The following is a 23567-nucleotide window of genomic DNA, read 5'->3' as shown; positions in this document are numbered from 1 at the left end:
AAAAAACATTTACACCATTGAAATTATAGACTTCATTTTAGATCTATTAAGAACTAACGAAAAATCAAAACAACAAATAATAAGTGAATATAAAATACCTAAAACGACACTTTATAAATGGTTAAAAAAATATTAGCGGAAAAATTTAACCCGATTGGCTAATATGAATAATTGATAAACAAGTTTTTTATTATTTGATTCGGTGGGTATAAATGTTATTCAACTGCTCACCGAATTGCTTTTTTCTCAGTTAAAATTTTACAATTTTAAATATATTTTTAATACAAAAAGCCTTTAAATATTACTATTTAAAGGCTTTTGATTTTATTTAGTTTCTCAACTTGCGGAAAGAAGGATTTGAATTTATCTACTTAAATACTGATTAAATCTATATTAATACATCACCGCGATTTTCTGCAAAAATTAATTGGTTTTATTTACTATTTATTTATCGGCTTATTTCAATCGTCTTACAGATACCTGCGTAACGGGACCTGAACCTGTAGAACCTGTGCTTAAATATTTAAGTGTGTAATCTTGCGTATTTATAGCTCTAAACGAATAGGTACTTGCTGCCAACATCGGAATTGAGGTAATTAAAGTATATGTTTGTAATCCGGCTGTAGGCGCTACATAAGCATCATTTACCCTTGCTACCCATAATCCCGTAGTATTGTTCCATATACCAATAACCGGGGAAGTTCCATTGGCGGTAGAAATCTGCACATTCATATTAATCTGATAAACCCCATCAGCAGATACTTTAAAAGAATTGGTTGTAGCCGTTCCTGCATAAAGATTTTCATTATCAATGATTTCATTATTGAGATTACCAATGGGATTAGCTACCGTAGCTCCTGGAGAGCCAACGGCTGTAAAGTCAGCAGTCATTTGCACAGTAATTTCCTGCGCAACTAAAAACTGTCCATTAACAGCTATAACCGTTCCTGTTGATGTTGGCACACCTGCTAAAGTTTGCCATGAAGGTGCAGCACCTGGTCCATTTGATTTTAAGACCTGACCAATAAGACCTGGCGAACCTGCAGTATTGCTATTACCTCCAACACTAAGTTCATTTGTAATTTGTAACGCACCATTCACATGAAGACTTTTTTGAGGGGTAGATGTTCCAATTCCCACTTGAGCGTAAATTGTAGAATATATTGAAAGGATCAGTAAAAAAAATATTTTTTTCATTTTTAGTATATTTTAATGCAAAAAAGCAATTTTAATTAATTTTTTACGTCGCAAAGTACCGATATTTCGATTTAAAATAACTTAAAACACACATCGAAATATATCGATAAACACGTAGATATTTATCTATATAATACTGCTAATTTCGTATTGGACATATTTTGTTCTTAACTTTTTGTCTATCCTATTTTATTATTCGCCGACTTATCTTTTTCATGAAAATCAATGCATGTTTTTAATATATTTCAACAAAAAAAGCCTTCAAATAGTAATATTTAAAGGCTTTATATTTAATTTATTAACCTGCGGAAAGGAATTTGAATGTATATCCCGATCCGCATAATAATATATTTAAACGGTAAGAAAATTAGAGTATCCTAATCTTTATGAAAAATTATAATTTTAAAATGACTTTAGCTGCTCATCATAATATGAAATAGCATCATCAATAACGGAAGTTATTTTCGGGAAATTGTTATATCTATCTCCAAAAACCTCCAATCCGGTAAATTCTGTAGAAATATTGCTTGAAAAGGTACTCGTAAAATTAATCGTCCTAAGTACATGACTTACCTGGATCAAAGTATTAATTTTATTGTCAATTGATAACTGCGGAGTTAAATGATGTCTTAAATCTTTAAGTTCATCCAACTGAGCTTTGGTTACCATTTTTTTGTTCTTTTTCATTAAACAAAAGTACGGCTTTTATAAAATTAATATTTACGTTTTGTATTAACAAATTGTAACATAAAGCCTAAAAAAGCAACTTCAATAAGTTGCTTTTTCATTTTCTGATTATTTTTTAGTGTAAGAAACTCTCCAGACAATTCCGCTTACATCGTCCGCTACGAGCAAAGATCCATCAGCGATCTGAAGAACACCGACAGGCCTTCCATAAACATCACCTTTCGCTTCATCAGCTATAAAACCTGTAAGAAATGGCTGATAAGAACCTGAAGCTTTTCCATTTTTAAAAGGAACAAAAGCAACCTGATATCCAACCAATGAGGAACGGTTCCACGAACCGTGCTGTCCGATAAAAGCACCATTTTTATAATTTTCCGGAAACTGAGTGCCTGTATAAAATGTTAATCCTAAAGATGCTGTGTGGCTTCCTAAAGGCACATCCGGAACAATGGTTTTTGCTACCAAATCAGGCTTTTCGCCTTTTCTTCGTGGATCTTCGTTTTTCCCATAATAAGCATACGGCCAACCGTAAAATGCATTTTGTTTCACACTTGTAAGATAATCCGGAACCAACTCATCACCCAATTCGTCTCTTTCATTCACAACGGTCCATAAAGCTCCGGTAGCAGGATTCCAGCTCATACCGACAGGATTTCTTAGTCCGGCTGCATAGATTTTTTTCCCGCTTCCATCAGGATTTACTTCCAGAATATTGGCTCTTCTTACTTCTTTATCCATTCCGTTTTCGCCGACATTACTGCCCGATCCAACAGAGATATAAATTTTAGATTGATCTTTATTCGCAATTAAATTTCTTGTCCAGTGGTTATTGTAACCTCCTGCCGGCAGACTCACTATCTTTTTTCCCGGTTTTGTTATTTTTGTATCTCCTGATTTGTAAGGATAAACATACAGTCCATCGGTATTGGCCACATAAAACTGATCTTTAATAATCAGCATTCCATAAGGTTGATTGAGTCCAGCTAAAAATACAGAGGAAGATTCCGGAATACCATCTTTGTTGGCATCACGGTAGAGGATAATTGTGTTAGCAGATTTTCCGGCAACCTCAGCATCACTTTTTCCACTGATGTCGTTTTTAACTTTCTCTGTCACAGTACGTTCAGAATTGGAGAGCACCACGAAGATATCTCCATTTTCTGCCTGAATCATATTTCTCGGACTTTTAATATTTTCAGCAAAACGGGTTACGGTAAAACCTTCAGGAGCAGTTGGCTTTTTGTCTTTGCCCCATCCGATAACATTACTGAATTTGTTTTTGGAGTTCTTTTCATCGGGCGGAGGTAATTTTAAAGTATCGGTTTTAGTGACAACTTCATTGGCTTGTCCACCTTCACCGGACTTGTTTTTATTATCCTTACAACTGAAAAAAAACAATGCAACTGCAGGTAAAAAAAGATAATTTTTCATATTTTATTGAGATTTGATGATTAAGAAATACTATAAATACAAATATTAGACCTCCACAGCCTTTTGAATTAAAACTTCGCCTCAACACCCAACACAAAATTTCTTTTGGCGGCAGGATTGTAATAACGGTTTCCGAACGCATTAATATCAAAACCTAACACATAATCTGTATTATAAAGATTTTGAATTTGAAGGTATAAATTCAGTCTTGTTTTATCAATATTTACAGGAAATCTGAACTGGATATTTCCAACTAAATTTGATTCAGACCAAACAGAATTAGCATCATTCAAAGGCATTTTTGAGGTGTAAAAGTGGGAATAATCAACAGAGAGTTTTCTGAAAAAAATAAAATTCACTAAAGAATTAATTGTTGTTTTTGGAACCCCGGTCAAATCATTTTCTGAAAAATCATTATCATTTTGCTGATAATTTTGAAATTTAAAATTGTAAAAACTTCCCGAAAAACGAAATTTAAATCGACTGAAAAAATCATTTTTCAAATCAAAACTTTTAGATTCCAAAAGAACTTCAACACCTTTCTGCACCGTTTCTCCTGCATTTACAAAATATTCCTGTCCGGCTTCATTTTGTCTCCTCACAATCGCATCTTTCAGTCGAAAATCAAAATAATTACCTTCCACAAAAAGAGAATTCCCAAACTGTTTTCTGATTCCGATTTCTTTATTCCAGCCATATTCTGGACTTAAATTGGCATTAAATTCCTGAGTCGATGAACGGATTTCTTCATTCGTCGGCGCAGAATTCCCCTTCCCTATTTTCCCGCGGACTGAAAAACCTTTTCCTAAAAGATAGGTCAAACCAAAATTAGGAAGCCATTGATTTTTAAACGCTACCTTTCCATTTTCTGTTGTTGGATAAATTCGTTCCCAATCGTAAGAATTTGAATTTAAACTGATGGAAATATCGGTAAATAATTTTTCATTAAAATTTAGTTTTTGAGAAAGAAAATAAAATCCTGAAGTATTTTTAATCTGATCAAAATTTTGTGGTTTGCCCTCAAAACCTTTATTATTATCATAGTTTTTAACCAAAATATCATTAATTCCGCCCTCAAAACCAAGTCTGTAGGCTAAAGAAATTATACTCCAATTTTTTCCAAAATTCAGGTGGGTTCGTAGTGCGAAATTCTTTTCAAAACGGTTTTCAAAATTGGTAATAAATGGATTTTCAAAATCAACATAAGAACCCTGAATTAGAATAAAATGAGAGAAATTCTGATTGAACTGATATTCGTTTGAAAGACCTGCCAGAAACATTTTATTACGAATTCCGGCTTCCTGTTCTTTTGAACCCGGAATTGTTGCAGTTCCTGACCTTGACTGCTTTCTGTTGATTTCCATCTGCTGCAAAGTAAGCCCGCCTGGCGTTTGATAGTCCAGATCGGAATACATCGCTACCGCTTTAAGCAACCCTTTTTCTGAATACTGAAAATTGTCTTTAATGAAAATCTGCTTCCGTTGCATTTTAGATTGTTCTCTGTAGGAATCGGTCTGATAATAATTTTGAAAAACTTCAAAAAAATGCTTTCCCACTTTCTTTGACACATCAAAACTTTGGTTAAAAGTTCCATAACTTCCAATCGACAGATTTGCAGAAAGGTTGTCGGAATCTTTGGTTTGAAGAAGAACAGTTCCGCCTGTCACAGATCCGTAATCTCCGCTTTCCGGACCTTTATAGATTTCCATTCTATCAATTAATTCCGGTGAAATGACGTTAAAATATGTATTGCCCGAAGCGTCAGACAGAATAAAATCATCGAGATAAACTTTGACATTACGAACGCCAAAAGGTGACCTCAACGTGCTTCCGCGAAGAGAAATCCTATAACTTCCCGGAGACCGTTCCTCCATTCTTGCTCCCGGAATTTGATTGATGGATTCCAGCATTCTTTCGGGTGTATTTTGAGACAGTAAATTTTCTGAAACTACTGAAACTGATTTCGTTGAAGAAATAAAACTTGCAGGTTTCTTGTATGCATCAATTTTCACCTCCGAAATCAACGTCGCCGAATCTCTTTTTTGAGAAAATAAAATTGAAACAGAAAAGATGGGTAAGAAAAGATATAGTTTTGTCATTGGATAGTGTTATGCAAAAACTGTTCTTTTTCTTTGTTTTTGGGTTATTAAAATTAGTAAATCTTACGTGTTGTTGCGCTATTTAAAAATTCAATCTCATAATTTTGTTCATTTACAACTTCTGAATATAGATTCATTAGATTTAAGTTGATTTTATAATGATCAAGTATCTGCTTGTTTTTAAGATGAAGTTTTCTTGTTAAACGCGCGATATACCAGAAAACAATCACCAACAGGGCAAGAAGTATTTGTAAAGCAATAAGTGAATAATTAAAAACCTGATCTACCAGTTTCTGACGTAAATCCTCACGTATTTTTTGAGTTGAAATGGTCTTGGATATTTTCTGATCAGTAGCAGAAGTTTGCGAAACTGTGATTTCAGAATGTGTTCCAAAATTATCATTTAAAAACACTGTAACAACCTGATTATAATGCTCATCGAAATATTTTTGGTAAAAGTCTTCACTCGTAAAAGTACTGATCAAAAGCAAAAACGCTATCGAAGCAAGAAAAATAAAAACTACTCTTTTTAGAACGTAGTAAAAATTATGATACCATTTTACAGGCTTTTGAGCTTTTATTTGCGCCAAAACATCCTGAGCACTCCGAATTTCGTTTTCAATGTATATTTTACTCTTTTTCTTAGCATCGATATATGCGCTAATCTCAATGTTATTCATCAATTTGCTGGTATTAGTTTTTTCTGATGTTTTTATCTTGTAACATCAATTTTCAAATATATAAAAAAATTGTTTTGCAATTATGGGAATACGTGATTAATGAAAATGAGAAGAGAATGTTTTGTTAACAGGAATTTGAGTTTTTTTTATTGATTTCATACTATTATCCAACTTCAACAAAAAAATCCTTTCAAAAATTTGAAAGGATTTTCTTATAATAAATCAGTCAATCTCTATTTAACAATAATTTTAAAATTACTATTCAAATCATCTCCTGAAACATTCAATATATAATTTCCTGATACTTTTCTATCGGCAATATTTAAATTAAAAATTCCGTTTCCGTTTGAATTTATTTTTTCTTTAACAACAACTCTTCCTGTCATATCAATGATGGTAGCTGTTAAGCTTGATTTTTTATATTCCGGAAGTTTAATGAAAATCTGGTCTTTCACAGGATTTGGATAGACAGATCCCACATTTTTGCTGATACTGAATTCCGCATTACCCAATACCGCTTCATTATACAAAGCAGATATTTCTGTTGGAGATAATGCATAATTGTACATTTTAAGCTCATCAAATGCACCTTTGTAAGGAGCCGGAGCATTGGCAGTTGACAAAAATTCAAGTTCACCGATGTTTCCGATGATCAGATCGCTTGCTTCACCAATACCTGTTACTGCAGTTTCGTCTCCTTCAGAACTTAAAATTCCATTGGTATAAATTCTCATTTTGTGTGCTACGATATCTCTCTGTATCACAACATGAACCCAGTTATTGGTAAAATAATTGGCAATTGGGGATGTGATTTCCTTTTTCGTAACGTCATCATCGATAGCATATCTCAGCTGACCGCCTTTGATCTCTACATTAAAACGTTTACCAGTTGCACCAGTTGTCGTATTTTTGGTAAATGAACCTTTACACAATACATAAAGACTTGTAGCAGAAGACGATGGAATCATGCTTACCGGAGCTTTCATCCAATAAGAAACGGTAAAAGAATTCGTATTAAATAAGATCTGATCCTGATGTGGAATACTTGCTATGTATGGCGTATTCGGTGAAGTTGCCAGATCAAGGGCATAATTTTCTCTTCCGGGAACTCTTACGCTTGCATTATCATAGGCTACATTTAAGATTCCATTATTGGCAAAAGACGTTAGATCTGCAATCTGTTCACCCGCTGATGGAGCTTCCATGAATGGCCAGTTTCCGACAAGACTTTGTGTTATTGCACGGAAATTCCACACATTTCCTGTTGCAAGACCGAGCGCATTGTTTGCATCAATTCTCCAATAGTAATTTGTTGCCGGACTTAAATTAGTAAGCTGATACGATGGTGTAGCAGAATAAGGTACCGTAGCGATATTAGTTAAATTTTGAGGATTCGTTCCAAAATAAACTGTATAGTTTGTTGTGTTTGCACTTCCTGTCCATTTTAAAAGCAAATTACCATTATTCAACTCAACGCCAGTATTACCATTTGCAGGAGTCGGGTTCGCTGCCTGTGTTGGAGCTGCCGGAATTGGCGGTGTAGTAACTGTATTTGAAGTATAAACAGAAGATTCAGTCGAATTTATTGCTTTAACTCTGTAATAATATTGAGTGTTTGGTGTTAAACCTGATTCATTATAACTTGTTGTATTCGCCGGAAGTGTTGCAATGACTGAAAAAGTTGTTCCATCGGGAGAACGCTCTAATACATATTTGGTTTCATTAGCAGCATTATCATTCCAGTTCACTGTTAAAGAACTTGAAGGTGTAGATCCTGTTGTGACTGCATTTGTGAAATTCAAATTCGATGGCGGAATAATAAAATCCGGAGCCGGTGTATTTGTTAAATTATTAATATAAACCTCAATGTTCAAATATGGAGCATATGTTGTGCTTACGTTCAAAGCATCAAAAACATTTGGATTCAATCCGTTGGCAGTTTCCCACGCATCCGGCATCCCGTCATTATCTGTATCTAAAGGAGCCGGAGCACCGTAAACATGTCCTGCACCTCCATTGGTAAAACCAAATTGAGTCGTTAAATCAGTTTGTACATAAACATAAGTCGCAGTTGTTCCTTTCGACTGTAAATCTGAAACTATTAAATTATCTACTTGATCACGTCTCGGATAAGAAGCTCCTACCTTTGCAACAATATTATCGAATGCCGTCTGAGCCGTCACTGTCGTATTTTTCATCGGATAATCATACGGAGCCGCCATGATTGCGTTGGCATCTCCTACAGGATATCCCGTTAAGTCTTGAGGAACTAAAGATCCATCTAAAACCCCGTTTCTATTGTTATCAAAATAATTTCCGGAACCATATAAATTGAAATTGGCATTTCCTACACTAAAAGGTGTAGTAACCGTAGTACTTGTATTGGGACCTCCGATAAAGTAATTGTTGATGATATTCGCATAAGAAGCTCCTGCCGAATCTCCGCCCATAATGTAAGCTTCACCGGATTGGGTGTGACCATAGGTGTTTCCGTAATTCCCCCAATTGTAAACAACATTGTTTACAAACTCATTAATTCCTTTTATTTTATTATTTCGGGTTTTATTACAGATGTATAAATTTCCGATTAAACTAATCTTTCCGCCTGGAGGAGGTTGCATTAATCCTCCCGCAGAGTGATTGTGGCGATGCATTCCCTGTCCTATAATAGAATTCTGAATTGTTATATTATCCGGACTCGTCCCGTTACCATCCCAGTTAACAGAAAATACTTCGTCTGTACCCCAGGTAAAAGTCATGTGATCCAAAATGATATTAGCACCATTCGCAATTCCTGAAGCATCCTGATTTTGAGATGTTCCGCCATAACGAAGACGAAGAAATCTCGCAATCGTATTATTGGCTCCTGAAAATGAAACTCTTGGCCCTAAAAACACAATTCCTTCTCCGGGAGCTGTCTGCCCCGCAATCGTTGTATTAGCAGGCACCGCAACTATTGACTGTAAATTAACAATACCTCCCACTTTAAAGATAACAAATCTACCCGGCTGACTCACTGCGTCACGGAACGAACCTGGCCCACTGTCATTTAGATTGGTAACCAAGTAAATTTGAGGATTTGCGGCACCTCTCGCTCCTGTAGTATATCTACCAAAACCGGTAGCTTCTGGAAATGCTAATGTTTGAGCATCCAAACCAACAGTGGAGAATGCCAATCCACAAAACAGTAAAGATTTAAGTGATTGCTTAAATAGTAAAGTTCTATTTTTCATAAGTATTAATTTTGTGTTAACCAATCTACCTACAAACCCAAATATGAGCATCCTGCTCCATCCTGCCGACCTCCTATCTATCAATTAATTACGATAAATACACAAAAAAGTCATAATATTTCTCTTAATAATGAAACAAATAAAACTTCATAAATATTTAAACTTGACTCCAAAATTAAGCTCTGAATTTTATTTATTTAAATATGACATCTCAAGTATTCTATAATGTGATGTACATCACGCAACCAGAAGAAGAATGTTAACGTACTTTGCCCTGTACTCAAGAAAAATAAAAATCTTATAAATTAAATATCTTATGAAAAAAATAAACAAACTGTCATTCATATTATTTTTGATGATATTCTTTTCAAAAACAACTATACAGGCTCAGGGTTTGGAAACTAATAAATTGGGGAGCATCTTTCCTGAAGACATCAAATGGTCATCATTTCCTGCATTTCCAAAGTCGGCAGGGCTTTCGGTCTTGATTGGCGATCCTACAAAAGCAGGACTCTATACAGTAAGAGTAAAAGTACCCGCAGGATTAAAGCTTGAACCACATGTTCATCCTGAAGACCGTATTTATACTGTGATATCAGGGGTATTTTATATCGGGATAGGAGATAAATTTGAAGACTCAAAGTTGAAGGCATATCCTCCGGGAAGTGTACTTGTACTTCCTGCAAATACTCCCCATTTTCATTGGGCTAAATCAGGTGATTATATTACACAGGTTACGGCAATCGGTCCGTTGGGAATAAGTTATTTAGATGCAAAGGATGATCCGAGAAATAAAAAAGACTGAAAAAATTCACTCAATTATTCAAAAATAAATATCCCCTGCCTGAGCAAGGGATATTTTGTAACAGATGCCTGAAAAGTCATCCTTATTTAACTATACTTTTCTTTATTATGATTCTGGGGTATAAACAAGCACACCGCCCAACCATGTTTCCAATACCGAAATGTTTCTCATTTTCATATATTGTGAAGATTCAGTAGTCATTGAAAGCGGATCCTCTCCTAAGATAACGAAATCGGCAAAATACCCTTTATCTAATGATCCAACCCACTGATCTGCATAACATTGCCATGCAGCATCATACGTCACAGCAATCAATGCCTGCTCGGGAGTAAGGCATTCGGCTTTATTTAATACTTCTTTAGTTTCTTTATGCTTTTCCATGATCCTAGTAATGGATTGTTCCATCATCCTCAAAGGGCCTAATGGACTTACCTCATTATCGCTATGAAGGGTAATTCTCATGCCGACAGCAAGAGTTGAACCACAAAGATCAAGCATTTGCGCCTTCTCTTCACCGAATATTACTTTACTAAAAGCATATCCCCAATATCCTACATGTCCGATAAGGAAACTTGGCGAAACACCCATTTGCAGCATTTGGGTAATCTGACTCCTTGTTAGAAGCGAGCAGTGTTCTATACGGTTTCGAAGCTCTGACCCTCTGTATTGAGCAAGCGCGCTTTGATAAGCATTTATAGCAAATGATACCGCCTGGTCACCATTGGCATGAACCATTAAAGGCCAGCCTTTGCCCGCCACTACGGTATTGATTAATTTATCATAATTTGGCGGGATCGTAGTTGCAGGAATCCCTGACTGCGGAAAATTGAATATCCCAATATTATCAGCAGGATTGCATATATAAGGCGTACTCTGATAACCAGTTAATCCTTGGTTTGAACCATCCGAAACTACTTTAACATGTCCATAATATACCGACTCGTAATTAACTGGCGGTGTGTAAGTTCCCAAACCATCAGCTTCCGACTGATTCGCACAAAGTAATGCTCCGCCAGTTCTTACTAACTCCGTATTACTGCCCAGATATGTAGTCAACAGTTTTTCAAAATTACTGTTCAGTCCTGCATCATACATAAAAGTAACTCCCCTTGAATTTGCCAATTGAAAAAGCTCTGTAAGGTAGGTATCAATATCTTGAGCCATAGCAATAACTTGTTCTTTTATCACTTTCAATGCCGGCGTCATTTCTAAACTTTCCTGAAGCTGACCATTGGTTGCACTGATATAATCGGCAGCTGATTTATACTTTAAATGCAGTTCAAGATTGTGATCATACACATAAGTTAGTGCCTTGGTGTTTAAATAAAGTGTATGCATAGAAGCACTTAATAACATCATAGGTATATCCGAATTAATGCCGTCAAGCACAGTATTATCGATGGTTACCAATTCTTTTACCCCATTATTGTCTACAAATGGCATCAGCGACGGATCTAATCCTCTGCCTAAAATAACATATCCGGACTTTGTAGGAAGATTACCGTTGATCGCTTTTCCAACAGTAGTCAAATCGTATTCTTCCAGTAAGTCCTGTTCTTTAAAAGGGCTCACGTCTATCCAGGCAGTCATCATTGCTGTCGGAACGATGTGAACGTGTGGCTCTATCAGACCTGGAAGTAAAGTTTGTGTGCCTGTTAATTTTTTTGGTGTAAATCCATGATGGTTTTTAATCATAAATTCTTCCACTTTAAGATGGCTTCCGGCAATAACAACATTTCCATTGGCTATCCCGATAGCTTCAACTGTATCTGTTGAACCGCCAATCATTGGTCGGATCGTTCCTCCGCTGATCAAAAGTGACTGAGGTTGTTGTTGGGCATTTTGTGCCGATTTAGACTTCATTTTTCCCAAATTTTCGGGACTGAAAAGTTCTTCTTTAAGAATTTCTAAAACAGGATTGTTGCAGGCGCAATGTGTGCAGCCATGAGCGTGTGTGTGGTTTTCCATAGGATTGATTTGGTTGATTTAGTTTTAAGTCTTTGTTGTATTTAATATTTTTTAATTTGTTTTATTGACATAGTAAGACAAGCCTATCATCGGATGAGGCTTATTTTTCAATTGAAATAAAATAGGATTATATGTAAAGTATTACGATTACGTAGATATTGGGATATAAATCGTTGTCATTGTATTTTCGGGTATTAGTTTAGGTGTTAAAAATATAAAAAAAATCCATTCATTACACTTTTTATCACACAATATTGAATATTTATTTTACATTAAATATTTAATTCACATTATGTTTACAATTATAATAATGATATTAAAATTTTCAATCTTACACAAAACCCCACTATTAAGGGATTTAATCTTACCATTATTTTAATTAGTCTAAAAAAACTCACGAAGCTTATTATTTAAAAATTTGCTCTAAGAATAAAATTTAAGATAGTAATAGCAGTTTCATGTGGTATCTTATAAGTGAATTTTAATGTTTATTTATATCAAAACGGCGTACATAAAACCCAAATATTAGAAAATTGGCAAAAACATTGCTACGTTTTAAATATTCAGATTAAATATATTTATGTATCCTCTGAGTCTTTTATGTCAATAAAGACGCAGTAAAATTACTGGATAAGTTCATCGCTAGACGATTTGATTTTATAACCATCACTTAAAAATAAAAGATATGATAAGCAATATAAAGTTCTTCTGGGAGGTCTTAAAAGAAACCTTTACAGAATGGAATAAATCTACCGCTTCGGAAAATTCGGCAAGCTTGGCTTATTATGCTATATTTTCAATTCCCGGACTTCTTATCATCATTATCTGGATTGCCGGATATTTCTTTGGGCAGGAAGCAATTCAGGGTGAGATTAGTCATCAGATCAGCGGTCTGATGGGTGCTGAAGCCGCCAAAAGCGTAGAAGGCATGGTGAGCGGAGCATTGATTGACAAAGAGAATATCATCATGAAGGTCGTTGGAATCGGATCGCTTGTTTTCGGTTCTACTACTCTATTTTTTCAATTGCAAAAGTCATTAAACAACTTATGGGATGTAGAAGCAGCCCCTAAAAAAGCCTGGGAAAAATTTATTCTGGACAGAGCTAACTCGTTGGGAATGATTCTTATATTAGGTTTTCTGTTGATGGTCACCATGATATTGTCTTCAGCTATCAGCTTATTCAGCAATTTTATAACAAGATATTTTGGGCTGGAGACGTATTTACTTTTTGAAATTATTAATTTCATCATAGCCTTCGCGGTTGTTATGCTTTTGTTTGCCTTGATGTTTAAGATGTTACCTGACGCAGAAATAAGCTGGAAACCTGTCTGGAGAGGCGCATTTCTTACTGCAATACTTTTTACTTTTGGTAAATTTTTGCTGAATTTATATTTTAATGAATTTAAACCTACTTCAACATTTGGAACCGCAGGAACGGTTATTCTGATCATGTTATGGATCAATTATTCTTGTATGCTTGTATTTTTTGGCGTTGAATTCACAAAAGTCTACAGTTATAAGAAAGGTTATAAAATAGTTCCTTCAAAGTATGCTAAATGGAGCAATGCTAAACTGTACGAGGAAAATTCCAGTTCTGCTCTATCAGACCATAAAGTGTAAAAAATTACGTTTTTTTTAAAATAATAAAGGCTACTTCAACAGTAGCCTTTATATTTGAATTTCAATTTAGTTTTTCTTTAGTCTATAGATATAGGTCCAATAGGACAAGCTTGTCCCAAAGGGATACATACCCCATTACATCTATAAGTAGTGTGTGGATTACATGGACAATCCTTAGGTGGAATATTAGCACAGTTAACAATTCCTCCATTTAAGGATCTTAATTCAATACGTGAAAGTTTTTTTAAATTTTTCATAGTAATTCGTTTTTTAGTGAATTACTAATATACTAAAAAAATTGATATTATATTGATTATCTTTACTTTGGGAAAATATTTTAGCAATTAATCAATTTGAATGCTGTCAATTGCTTTCTTCATTGCAAAATCTTTCAAGTCGGGAACTTTCAGCCCTTCAGCACGAATAACCGTAACGTCTATCATTCCTAAAAAGCCAAGGAAAGCCTTTAAATAAGGCGCAACGAAATCATTAGCTTTACCCGGACCTTCAGAATAAACACCTCCAGAAGACATTGCGACATACACTTTTTTCCCCGTCACTTTCCCCATCGGAAGTCCATTTTCTCCATAACCAAAAGTAATACCAGGTCTGGTAATATGATCGATCCAGGCTTTTAATGAGGTATGAATGGTGAAATTAATCAATGGAGCTCCAATAACGATGATATCGGATGACATTAGCTGTTTCACCAACTCATCAGAAAGGCGGATAGATTCTTTTTCATCTTCGTTCAGTTTTTCTGAAGGAGTAAAAAGTGTGTGCAGAACTTTTGGAGTCAGGTGTGGTATTTCCATTTCCACCAGATTCAATTCTTCAAGTTCATTTTCAGGATATTTTTCCTGTATTTTTTCGATAATAGCATTCCCAAGTTTAATGCTGTATGATTCTTTGCCTAGCAGGCTCGACTTCAAATGAAGGATACGTTTCATAAAATTTTATTTAATAATTTTAACAAGACAAAGTTATGACCGTTAAGTATACATTAGTAATCAGTTACCCAAAGGATAGCGGTTACTTTTAGGAAAGTCCTTATCTTTGTTGTAATGGAAATCACTGAAAATAAAACCCTTCCGACCAAAACAGAATGTGACGGTTCTCTTAAAAACGTCATCGATGCAATGTATGTTCTTAGCGGAAGATGGAAATTACCTCTGATACTTTGTCTGGTGCAGTCACCAAAGCGTTTTAATGAAATTCAAAAAGAAATGGGCAGTATATCTCCAAAAGTTTTATCTAATGAACTGAAAGATTTAGAACTTAATTTCTTTATAGAGCGCAAAGTATTTCCCACTACCCCAGTCAGTATAATTTACGAAGCCACAGAATATACGCATACATTAAAAAATGTGCTGGCAGAGCTAAGTATTTGGGGTGAGACACATCGAAATAAGATCAAACAGACTGGGTTCTAAACTTCACCGATGTAACTCCAGAGCACTAATAAACCTTTTTATAAATTTTTGAATATTTACTAATCTTAATATTTTTCTGAAATATTAAGGTTTTAAATAATCTGTGCATACGGTTACATTTTTTAAAGTAATAAAAACAAGAAAATTTCATGAATTTACATATGTTATAAATCATATGAATCATGAATTCCTCTCATACCCCGTGTAATGGGAAGCGAGATAATTTTAATATTTTATGAATAGTAATTCACGACCCATAATTAAGAATTACTCCATTTATTCGTTAAAAATATCCTTATTTTTGCCGTGCTAAATTCCTTTTATTCATTATAAAAAAGATTAATTACTTATATAATCTTATAAAAATATAATGGTAAAGTACCTGTACCCGTTTATTCTATTATTGTTTATTTTGGTCCCTGCACAGAATAAAAATAATTTCGATCACATTTGTATAAAAACTCACGTGGAGACTTCTATGCAATCAATGCCTAAGGCATTTAAAGTTGCAGATTCTCTTTACAAATCTTCAAAAACTCCTTTAAATAAAGCAAAAAGCTTACTTCTTACAGCCAGTTTATATCAACAGATAGGTGATAATAGAAAAACGTTATCCTATGCCGAAAAAGCTAAATCATTTATCGTTAAAGCAGATGAGCATAACTGGAATTTTAGGATTACTGGATTTTTAGCAACGCAATACCGTTTGATGGGATTGTATGATAAATCCGAACAATATGTTATTCAGGCTGAGGAAATTTCTAAGAAAATTAAAAATAAGAAAAACGCCATTCAGGCAAAAATCCTAATTAATCAGGAAATTGCTTACCATGAAATTTATAAAGGAAGATATCAAAAAGGAATTGAACACATTAATACATCCTTATCTTATCTTCAAGAAATAGAGTCTGATAATATAGAATACACTGATTTTATTAAGGCCAACTCTTATGAAGTACTGGGAGAATGTTATCTCGATCTTTCCAACTACTCTGAATCTGAAAAGTTCTTTATTAAAGCTAAAGATCTTCTAAAATCACCTTCTTTTCTTCTTGGTTTTGTATCCAATGGATTGGGAATTATTGAAATGAAAAAGAAAAATTGGGTTAAAGCCAAAGAATACCTTGATCAGGCACAAAAAATTGCGATAAAATTGAAATATTTGGAGCTCGAAAAGCAAGTAAACTTAAGTTTAAGTACTTATTATGAAAATACAGGAAAACCGGAAATAGCCTCTCAATATTATAAAAAATATATAAAGCTATCTGAATATCTGAATGAACAAATTCAAGATTCTGTTAATGAAAGTTACCAAAAACTGGACAGTTCTAGTGAAAAGTTTAATTATAGTAGTAATGTAAAAAGTATAATTATTTTTCTATTGATTATTGTATCTGTAGCAATATTTACATTTTATAGAATAAAATACAAACGACAGTACAAAAAATTTAAGGTAATAACGGATGCATCTAAACATCGGATAATCCCTGATAATAAAAATATAAAAAGCTTTGCAGATGTAGATCAACCAGACATAGATGCAAAGAAAAAGAACGAATCTCCAATGTCTCCGGAAACAGAAATGAAATTGTTGAAATTGCTTGATAGCTTTGAAAAAAGCAACGAGTTTAATGATAAAAATATGTCTCTCACTACTCTAGCCGCCAAATTAAACACCAATATCAGATATCTGTCTTATGTAATTAATACTCACAAAAAAGATGAGTTTAAAACTTACATTAATAGATTGAGAATCAATTACATTGTAAATAAATTAACCACAGACGAAAAATATCAGCAATATAAAATAAGTGTTCTTGCAGAGGAATGCGGTTTTTCAACCCACAGTAAGTTTGCGGCGGTCTTTAAAACCTTTACGGGGATCTCTCCCTCGCTGTTTATTAAATTTATTAATAAAAATAATCCCGAACAATAATATCCATTTTAATCAAAACAAATCACTTTATTGAGATTTAAAATATTAATAATTAAAACTCAATTAATTGATAATCAAACACATTAAACCATCTATTTAAGTTTCATTATTCCTTTTACATAAAACAGGTATGCCTTTGCTTTTTAAATTTAAACTCTAAAAGTAATTTAGCACCAACAAATAAGCATCAAAACTTTAAGTTAAAATTTTAGTTATCAAAAATGTTATCTGACAATACTTTCTAGTTCAATAGGAAGTATTGTTTTTTAAAATTATTGGTAATTAATCATCATCTGCTTGCATAAAACACCTCTCACATATACCACCAAAAACGTAAAGAATATGAAAAAAACAGTTTTACTCACAGCCATTATTTTTTTACCTACTTTAAAAACTAAGGCACAGATAGGAATTAATACCAATTCCCCAACCTCAACGCTAGACATTGTAGCCAAAAATGCTACCGGAAATGGCACCAATGTAGACGGGCTTTTACTTCCAAGAGTCGACAGACAGAGGGCAAAAAGTATGACCTCTATACCAACTTCCACCTTAATTTATGTAAACGACATTAGTACAGGATTACAAAGTGGAACAACTGCCAATATGGATACTGTCGGATATTATTATTTTGACGGTTCAGTTTGGGTTAAATTAATTACTACAACAAACTCTACTTTTGGAAGTAATATTTATAATTCAGACGGTACATTAACCGGATCTAGAACCGTTACACAAGGCGCAAATCCATTAACCTTTACAACAACAGCAACAAATGGTTTTTCAGTTGACGGGAATACTTTTTCGATTGATGCAGCTAATAATCGTGTAGGTTTAGGCACTGTAAGCCCCAGAAGTAAAATGGAAATTGTTTCTGATAATGAAGGAAATACAGTTGAAAATGATCTATATTTTAATGGGTATGGAAGTTCCGCATATCCATCAATATTTTTAGGAAGCTCCAGAGGAACGGCAGCATCACCTTCTAATTTAGTGAATGGAGATCCGATTGGAGGATATTATTTTAGTCCAAGAACCAATGGTGGATTTGGAAATACCTTAGCATCCGGAATCTTAGCCAATTATAAAGGTGATGGAATCAATAATCTAACCGATTTAATATTTAGAACAAGTGGCGGAGACAGAGCCATCATCAATGAAAACGGAAATTTTGGTATTGGAACATCTACTCCTCAAAAACAATTACACGTTAGCGGAGCTTTACAAATTACCAATGAATTAAATGTCGGAGGTAATGCTTCAACTGCCGGAAGCGCCGGAACAGCAGGACAAATTTTAACCTCAAACGGAGCAGGAACAGCACCAAGCTGGCAAACCATCAATGCGATAAGCGGAACTGTGTATTCTGCACATTACGTTCAGGGAACAACTGCTTTAACAATTCCTCAGGGATCTACAGCGGATGTACCGGGAGCAACAATTACCTTAACGGTGCCGCCCGGAAGAACGCAGACATTTCTATTTTCTGTCTTAGGATATGCAATACGCTCAACAGCGACGGCAGGTCAAGCTACACAAGGGGTTTTTAGCTTACTACAAAATGGAGTGAAAATTTCCTCAGCCTACGTATCATCAGGAGATGGAGGAACTTTAGTTAATTTACCCGTTCCTGTAAGTTTTTTAAAAGCAACAACATTACCTGCCGGAACATATGTTTTTAAAATCAGATATTCTGCATGGTTTGGAAGTCAGATCGTCAATCATCTTCCGTCAAATTATGGAGGATATGATGGAGACACCGAAGCGATGCTGACAAAGATTCAGGTTTTAGTGTATAATAATTAGTAGAATTTTCTTCATGTAATATATTTTGGGAGGCAGTTGACTATTGTGTTGATTGCCTTTTTATTTGAATATATTTTTTGAGTATTTCTTATATCCGTTTTAAATAAAACAGACATTGTTATGTAGCAGATAGAAATTACGAACCATTACATTTGCCATTATTATTTCTTTTTAATTAAAGAATAATAGGAATTTTTAGCACTGGGTTATCCTTTTTGGATAGCCCTTTTTTAATGCTCTTTACACCAGTTTACACTCTCCTTTTTATTTAAAACAGATATACATAGTCTTTTTTAAGCCATTTTCAGCGAATACCTTTGACCCAGAATTTTTGTGACACCAAAGTAATTATATAAATCAAATGATCAGAAAAGATTTATTTCTTTTTAAAACAGTGTCTATTATTTTTTTAATAGATACTGTTTTTTTTCTCACAAGGTAATAACAAGTAAGAAATAAAAAATTATATAAAACTAAAGATGAAACACATTAACTTTTTACATTTATTTTTGATATTGGTTTACGGATTTACAAATCCTGCCTACGCACAAAGTAGTAAAACTAATCTCGATCTAGATTCTGATAAAGACGGTATATCAGATTGCTTAGAAAAACGACTGGATGGAGCTACAATGAGTGATTTGTTTGTTCTGAAAGGTACCGCCGTTAGCGGAAGTTCAGGAGTTCCTTCCAACGAAGTAAGGCTTACCGCCAATACAAACAGCCAAAGTGGCCAGATGTGGTCTATCTATAGAATTAATTTTAAAGATTCATTTACAATCAGATTTCAGGCTTATTTAGGAACTAAAGATGCGAATGGTGCTGATGGTGTTGCGTGCGTATTTCAAAATGATCCTTTGGGAACAAACGCTATTGGATCTGATGGAATCGGACTTGGAGCAGCAGGTATCAAAAACGGTATTGCCCTTGAAATGGATACATTCTTAAACGCTGCCAACTCAAAAGATATTGCCAATGACCATGGAATGATTTGGGACACAGACTGGAATGTATCAGCTACAGTAACCAATTTAAGCAACCCAATAGATCTCGGAAATATAGAAAATGGTGCGTGGCACAATGTAGAAATTTCATGGAATTCATCCACAAGAACACTTTCCTATAAATTAGATAATATTTCAGCCGGAAGCTCTACTTATTCCGGATCTTTGAATAATTTTTGTCAGACCTTTTTTAATATTCCAGCTTCTTCTACAAATAAATTAGTGTATTACGGATATACAGCTTCAACAGGAGGTTTTTCAAATGAACAAAAAATTAAATTCGATAATCTTTGTAATGACTACCCTCAATTTGTTGACACAGATGGTGACGGAATAGAAGATTATTTGGATTTAGATTCCGACGGTGACGGATGTCCTGATGCGATAGAGGGAGATGAAAATGTAAAATATTCGCAATTAAACTCTGATGGCAGTATCAACACAACTGCTTCCGGAATCAATGTAAATGGATTTCCTAATCCAGTGAACGCCGGTGGAATTTCTGATATAGGAAGCGATGAAGGACAAGGAATAGGTTCATCTAAAGATGCTTCAGCTAATGCCTGTATCTGTTATAAATCTCCTGTTACTACAGGATCTGCTTTGAATACTTCTTTCGGAATAACATCTTTGGGAAGAGCAGCAAGTGGTAATAATTGGCCTCTCGCAAGAAAAGGTGGCTGGGCAGCATTGGAGGCTAAAACTAAAGGATTTGTTCCGAACAGATTAAACAAAACTCAAAAAAACGCATTAACAGCTGTGGAAGGAATGATGGTGTATGATACAACTTTAGACTGTTTAAGCCTATTTGACGGCACAGACTGGAAATGTATTGATGAACAAATATGTCCGGATGTACTATAAACATTAAATATATTAGGGATGAGAAAAACACTAACATTAACAGCAACACTATCAGCCTGCTTTGTCATTGCACAAGTGGCGATTGGGAAAACAACAATTACCAATTCTTCAGTTTCCTTAGAATTTGGAAATGCCAATAAAGGTATTATTCTACCATGGGTAACTTCTACCGCAAGCGTCACCGGAGCAGTAAACGGAACTATGGTTTACGATTTAACCGATCACAAAATAAAAGTAAAATATTCATCAAACTGGAAAGATCTTTCCATTGATAATACAGGAACAACGATAGATCCCGTAACCAATATTGACGGGGTAAATATTCAAAATCCTCTTACAGAAAAAACTACTGCAAAAACAACAATCGGTCCTCTCACTGCGACTCCGGGAATTCTGGTTTTGGAAGCAACCAATAAAGCAATGATCCTTCCTAAAGTAGCCAATCCACATTTAAATATAATAAACCCCGCTCCTGGAATGATGGTTTTCGATACTACCTCAAAATTGTTTGCCGTTTTTAATGGTAAAGTCTGGAGTTTTTGGAAATAAAATGATTAAAAAGATGGATTTTTTAAAAATACATTTAGGGGATTTAATAAAAAAAACTGTTGAAGAAAACGAAATTGAAATTTCGCGTATCTGCAAGTTTATAAAATGTACGGAATTGGATGTTCATAGAATGTATGAGTCCAAAGGTTTAAATACAGAGGTTTTACTAAGATTGTGCAAACTTTTGGAATATGATTTTTTCAGATTGTACTCTCAGCATCTCATTTTATATGCTCCCGCATTGGGAAATAATGAAACTATGATTAAAAAAGAAAAGAAAATAAGCCTGCCTCAGTTTAAAAAGAACATATATACTAAGCAGGTAATCGATTTTATTCTGGAGGAAATCAGCACCAATCAAAAAACCAAGCAATAGGTTATGGATAGATATAATATTCCAAAAACTACATTATACCGATGGATAAGCAAATACGGAAAATAAAAGTAGAAAATAAGGTTACCAATATTAGTACGACGATCTTTTGTTTAATATTTGCCAATATTTTATTAATCTTATTAATCATTATGTGCAGAGGAAGTTATTTTTTAACATTCATAATGATCTTAAGCTTACTTTTTTTATTATGGAGATTTTCAATTATAAAATATTTTATGCTTGAAAGTTCGGGAGAAGTATTGTCTATAAAATACCATCATCCTTTTGTATATAAGAAAAGTTCAAACCTGGAAGTTCCTTTAACTAAAGTGACTTTCTCGAAGATAGAAAAAGGTCTTTTCTCGCACTTCTTTAAAATACACATCAGAAAAGGAAAGGATGAAAAGAGATATATGCTCTTCTACTATCATTTGCAAGGCCTTTCAACAAACCAAAAACAAACATTAAAAGAGTTTGTGGAAGAAAATTATTATAACACTATAATAGAATCAAAATGAAAAATACAGCACCTAATTACAAAAAAATATATACCGATCTAATTTGTAAAAAATATGCACAAAACAAAGAGGAACTTCTTCCTCTTCTTAAGAAAACCAAATTGACTTCTTTGGACATTATTAATATTGATAACAAGCTCTGTTCTATAGCTAAACTGAATTACAATATTTGCGAAGACCAGAAATTTCGTTCTTATGATAAAAGTGCAATTCTTCAAATTCTTGAGTATCAAAAAAAACATAATTTCAATAATACATCAATCGCTAAGAAATACAATCTGAGTAGGAATACCGTCAGTAAATGGAAGAAAATTTTTATAGTTTAATTTAAACCAATTTGGTATTTAGCAAGGAAAAACTGACTAAATTTTTACGAATCTGATAAATTCGATAAAAGTTTTTTCTTGATTTTTGTGTTGAGGGTCTCATTTAGAGACCCTTTTTTGATGTCCTATTTACACCTTTATTTTAGAATAAAAAGCTTCCCTAAGGAAGCTCAAAAAAACACAAATGATGAAAAAAATTACCTCGAAACCGAGATAGACAAATATAAATATTTCAGCACTGACAGTAAAGAAAAGCCTTTGTATAACACAAAACACATCAGCTATTTTATATAAAAGAGAGTAAAATTATATTCATTTTATATCAAACGGTTACTGTGTTTTTTAATGAGCTTTCTTAAACAAATATCTTTGTTCATCATCTTAATATGATGAGCTAAAAACTCAATTTATTTAGAAATTCGATTCATGAATCGAAAGTATTCTTTATTAATTATATACAAAAACACATCACAAATTTAAAGACCTTATTTATTGACTTATCAGCAATGTCAATTTTGTTTTTATCTAAAAAAATCCATTTAAAATAAGCTTTATTATGAAAAATAAAATGATCTCGAAAATACAATCGGTACTTCTATACGATATTCTTATTTTGTTATTTATCAGTATTGTAACAAACAAATTGTTTGCGGAAAACAGTACTTTAAAACTTCCCTCTCCGATTGTTCAATATAATTCTAAAAGTGTAAAAAGTAAACTTTCTACCTACTTATTAGTTAATAATGATTTATCAATTACTAAAACCGATAATAAACAAAAATATACTGTTGGAAATCAAAACATTTACACAATTATTGTGAAAAATAACGGAAATACAACGATTGCTAATGCTTCAGTAAAAGATATTGTACCGTCAGGCATTAATGCTAGTGATATGACTTATACTGCCCTAGCTTCTTCAGGTTCTTCTACGGCAGTAACGGGAACTCAGTCAGAAAATGTATGTCTTCAAACCAATTTAGACATTTTGGTTTAAATCTTTAAGGAGGATTTTCGGTTTATAAACTTACTAA

At 33.8% G+C, this 23567-nt stretch carries 20 protein-coding genes; 11 read left to right on the top strand and 9 right to left on the bottom strand.

Annotation, left to right across the window (positions count from 1 at the left end; all coding sequences use genetic code 11):
- Positions 1 to 456: 456 nt before the first annotated feature.
- The 6 genes from SB689_RS00100 to SB689_RS00075 form a co-directional block, all read right to left on the bottom strand.
- Positions 457 to 1197: a hypothetical protein gene (locus SB689_RS00100; protein ID WP_410690057.1), complete on the bottom strand. Its 741-nt coding sequence runs from the start codon at positions 1195 to 1197 to the stop codon at positions 457 to 459.
- A gap of 402 nt (positions 1198 to 1599) precedes the next feature.
- Positions 1600 to 1884 (bottom strand): hypothetical protein, encoded by a 285-nt coding sequence (locus SB689_RS00095; protein WP_410690056.1) that lies wholly within the window; start codon positions 1882 to 1884, stop codon positions 1600 to 1602.
- 108 nt (positions 1885 to 1992) lie between these two features.
- Positions 1993 to 3315 (bottom strand): PQQ-dependent sugar dehydrogenase, encoded by a 1323-nt coding sequence (locus SB689_RS00090; protein ID WP_410690055.1) that lies wholly within the window; start codon positions 3313 to 3315, stop codon positions 1993 to 1995.
- Positions 3316 to 3383: 68 nt separating this feature from the next.
- The gene (locus tag SB689_RS00085) at positions 3384 to 5414 is read right to left on the bottom strand and encodes a TonB-dependent receptor (protein WP_410690054.1); all 2031 of its coding nucleotides are present in this window, start codon (positions 5412 to 5414) and stop codon (positions 3384 to 3386) included.
- Positions 5415 to 5467: 53 nt separating this feature from the next.
- Positions 5468 to 6094, bottom strand: coding sequence for a hypothetical protein (locus SB689_RS00080; protein ID WP_410690053.1), 627 nt, complete (start codon positions 6092 to 6094; stop codon positions 5468 to 5470).
- A 233-nt stretch (positions 6095 to 6327) separates the two neighbouring features.
- Positions 6328 to 9327 (bottom strand): LamG-like jellyroll fold domain-containing protein, encoded by a 3000-nt coding sequence (locus SB689_RS00075; protein ID WP_410690052.1) that lies wholly within the window; start codon positions 9325 to 9327, stop codon positions 6328 to 6330.
- Between the two features lie 316 nt (positions 9328 to 9643).
- On the opposite strand from SB689_RS00075, the gene SB689_RS00070 reads away from it, so the two are divergent.
- Positions 9644 to 10132, top strand: coding sequence for a cupin domain-containing protein (locus SB689_RS00070; protein WP_410690051.1), 489 nt, complete (start codon positions 9644 to 9646; stop codon positions 10130 to 10132).
- Between the two features lie 105 nt (positions 10133 to 10237).
- On the opposite strand, the gene SB689_RS00065 is transcribed toward SB689_RS00070, so the two are convergent.
- Positions 10238 to 12100, bottom strand: coding sequence for an amidohydrolase (locus SB689_RS00065; protein WP_410690050.1), 1863 nt, complete (start codon positions 12098 to 12100; stop codon positions 10238 to 10240).
- A 685-nt stretch (positions 12101 to 12785) separates the two neighbouring features.
- On the opposite strand from SB689_RS00065, the gene SB689_RS00060 reads away from it, so the two are divergent.
- Entirely contained in the window at positions 12786 to 13721 is a 936-nt protein-coding gene (locus SB689_RS00060) for a YihY/virulence factor BrkB family protein (RefSeq protein ID WP_410690049.1), read from the top strand.
- 77 nt (positions 13722 to 13798) lie between these two features.
- On the opposite strand, the gene SB689_RS00055 is transcribed toward SB689_RS00060, so the two are convergent.
- Entirely contained in the window at positions 13799 to 13978 is a 180-nt protein-coding gene (locus SB689_RS00055; RefSeq protein ID WP_410690048.1) for a bacteriocin-like protein, read from the bottom strand.
- A gap of 87 nt (positions 13979 to 14065) precedes the next feature.
- Positions 14066 to 14671, bottom strand: coding sequence for an FMN-dependent NADH-azoreductase (locus SB689_RS00050; protein WP_410690047.1), 606 nt, complete (start codon positions 14669 to 14671; stop codon positions 14066 to 14068).
- Positions 14672 to 14785: 114 nt separating this feature from the next.
- On the opposite strand from SB689_RS00050, the gene SB689_RS00045 reads away from it, so the two are divergent.
- From SB689_RS00045 to SB689_RS00005, 9 genes are all read left to right on the top strand, one after another.
- On the top strand, positions 14786 to 15154 hold the full coding sequence (locus tag SB689_RS00045; protein WP_410690046.1) for a winged helix-turn-helix transcriptional regulator: 369 nt from the start codon (positions 14786 to 14788) through the stop codon (positions 15152 to 15154).
- A 487-nt stretch (positions 15155 to 15641) separates the two neighbouring features.
- A complete protein-coding gene (locus SB689_RS00040; RefSeq protein ID WP_410690045.1) occupies positions 15642 to 17090 on the top strand; it encodes a helix-turn-helix domain-containing protein in 1449 nt (482 codons plus the stop codon).
- A 342-nt stretch (positions 17091 to 17432) separates the two neighbouring features.
- Positions 17433 to 18896 (top strand): hypothetical protein, encoded by a 1464-nt coding sequence (locus SB689_RS00035; protein WP_410690044.1) that lies wholly within the window; start codon positions 17433 to 17435, stop codon positions 18894 to 18896.
- 479 nt (positions 18897 to 19375) lie between these two features.
- The gene (locus SB689_RS00030) at positions 19376 to 20764 is read left to right on the top strand and encodes an L-type lectin-domain containing protein (RefSeq protein WP_410690043.1); all 1389 of its coding nucleotides are present in this window, start codon (positions 19376 to 19378) and stop codon (positions 20762 to 20764) included.
- A gap of 18 nt (positions 20765 to 20782) precedes the next feature.
- A complete protein-coding gene (locus SB689_RS00025; protein WP_410690042.1) occupies positions 20783 to 21313 on the top strand; it encodes a hypothetical protein in 531 nt (176 codons plus the stop codon).
- A gap of 13 nt (positions 21314 to 21326) precedes the next feature.
- Positions 21327 to 21689: a transposase gene (locus SB689_RS00020; RefSeq protein ID WP_410690041.1), complete on the top strand. Its 363-nt coding sequence runs from the start codon at positions 21327 to 21329 to the stop codon at positions 21687 to 21689.
- Positions 21690 to 21925: 236 nt separating this feature from the next.
- Positions 21926 to 22207 (top strand): hypothetical protein, encoded by a 282-nt coding sequence (locus SB689_RS00015; RefSeq protein ID WP_410690040.1) that lies wholly within the window; start codon positions 21926 to 21928, stop codon positions 22205 to 22207.
- Complete coding sequence (locus SB689_RS00010) at positions 22204 to 22533, top strand: helix-turn-helix domain-containing protein (protein ID WP_410690039.1); 330 nt, start codon at positions 22204 to 22206, stop codon at positions 22531 to 22533. The genes SB689_RS00015 and SB689_RS00010 overlap by 4 nt, the downstream gene beginning before the upstream one ends.
- A 556-nt stretch (positions 22534 to 23089) precedes the next feature.
- Positions 23090 to 23530 carry a hypothetical protein gene (locus tag SB689_RS00005; RefSeq protein ID WP_410690038.1) on the top strand — a complete coding sequence of 147 codons (441 nt, stop codon included), beginning with the start codon at positions 23090 to 23092 and terminating at the stop codon, positions 23528 to 23530.
- The last annotated feature ends 37 nt before the right edge of the window (positions 23531 to 23567 follow it).

Origin of the sequence: Chryseobacterium sp. SIMBA_038 (genome assembly GCF_046535115.1) — a bacterium.
Classification (GTDB): Bacteria; Bacteroidota; Bacteroidia; order Flavobacteriales; family Weeksellaceae; genus Chryseobacterium.
Note: the sequence above shows the minus strand (reverse complement) of the source record. Positions and strands in the feature narration are given on the sequence as shown.